This window comes from Pseudomonas sp. c313, from assembly GCF_055407145.1.
In genome coordinates, this window is the sequence record NZ_JBUZRD010000038.1 from 1 (window position 1) to 1,662 (window position 1,662).

General features: G+C 53.9%; 1 protein-coding gene and 1 rRNA gene. Both read left to right on the forward strand.

From position 1 onward, the window contains the following. A 5S ribosomal RNA gene (rrf, locus tag ACZRKZ_RS27695) occupies nucleotides 1-97 on the forward strand; the annotation flags it as partial. A 391-nt stretch (nucleotides 98-488) separates the two neighbouring features. Next, a partial coding sequence (locus ACZRKZ_RS27700) for a methyl-accepting chemotaxis protein (RefSeq protein ID WP_463983197.1) occupies nucleotides 489-1,662 on the forward strand: 1,174 nt, incomplete at its 3' end.

The window sequence follows — 1,662 nt, forward strand, 5'->3', positions numbered from 1 at the left end:
TGGAACCACCTGATCCCATCCCGAACTCAGTAGTGAAACGATGCATCGCCGATGGTAGTGTGGGGTTTCCCCATGTGAGAGTAGGTCATCGTCAAGATTGAATTTCGAAACCCCTGTCTGCTAACGCAGACAGGGGTTTTGTCGTTTAGGGCTCAACACAAGTCAGAGATGCCATCCTCAGTCAAGTCGGTCGCATCCGCGGCATTGTCCAACCAACCGTAGTGGTTGCTGTAAAGCGTCTGTACTGCACACTCGAGAGATGGCATTGACAAAGGCCTGGTCAGTATCCCGAGCCGCTACCATTGGTCACTTTTTCACATTAAAAGAGGATGTATCTCACAAATCCCTAAATTTTATCCGGACGAGGCCGAAAGCCTGATGAGTCATACGTGCACTGAAATAGAGCGGTCGAAGAGTCTGCCTATACCGTTACATGGAAAGTTGCATCCGGCACGCTCACCCATTTTTGGCAAAAAGAAGTCGATGAAATGAATCTCAAATTCAGTCATAAAATTCTGTTGGCCGCGTCAGGCGTTGTGGTTTTGGCCTTCGCGTTATTCACGCTGTACAACGACTATCTGCAACGCAGCACCATCAAACAAAACCTGGAGTCGTCAATCCAACAGTCAGGCGATCTGACGGCCAGCAGCGTGCAGAACTGGCTCAGTGGCCGGGTGCTGGTCCTGGAGACTCTTGCGCAAAACATCGCCTATCAAGGCAGCAGTGCCGACCTGCCAGGGTTGGTCGATCAATCGGCTTTCACGTCGAACTTTCAGTTCACCTACGTTGGCCAAACCAATGGCGTCTTCACCCAGCGTCCTGACGCGAAAATGCCGGATAGTTACGATCCGCGTCAGCGCCCCTGGTACAAGCAGGCGGTCGCCGCGGACAAGACTATGCTCACGCCGCCCTATATGGCCGCTGTGGGTGGCTTGATCGTTACCATCGCCATGCCGGTCAAGAAGCACGGTGAGCTGCTCGGTGTGGTAGGCGGTGACTTGAGCCTGCAAACCCTGGTGAAGATCATCAACTCGGTGGATTTCGGCGGTATCGGTCATGCGTTTCTGGTTAGCGGCGACGGTCAGGTCATCGTCAGCCCGGACCAGGACCAGGTGATGAAAAATCTCAAGGACATCTACCCAGGTACCAATGTCCGCATCGAGAAGGGCAATCAGGATGTGCTCCTCAAGGGTCAGGATCGAATTCTGTCGTTTACCCCGATCAGCGACTTGCCGAATGCAGACTGGTACATCGGTCTGTCGATCGACAAAGATAAAGCCTACGCACAGCTGGGTAAATTCCGTACGTCTGCCTTGATCGCTATGTTCATCGCTGTCGCGGCGATTGCCGTTCTATTGAGCTTGCTGATCCAGGTGTTGATGCGCCCGCTGACCACCATGGGCCGTGCCATGCAGGATATCGCCCAGGGCGAGGGCGATTTGACCCGACGCCTGGCCGTAGAAAGCAAAGACGAATTTGGTGAACTGGGCAGCGCCTTCAACCAGTTCGTCGAGCGAATTCACGCATCGATTTCCGAAGTTTCCTCGGCGACGCGTCAAGTGCATGATCTGTCCCAGCGAGTAATGGCATCATCCAACGCGTCGATTATCGGTTCCGATGAACAGAGCGCTCGCACCAACAGTGTGGCCGCTGCGATTAACG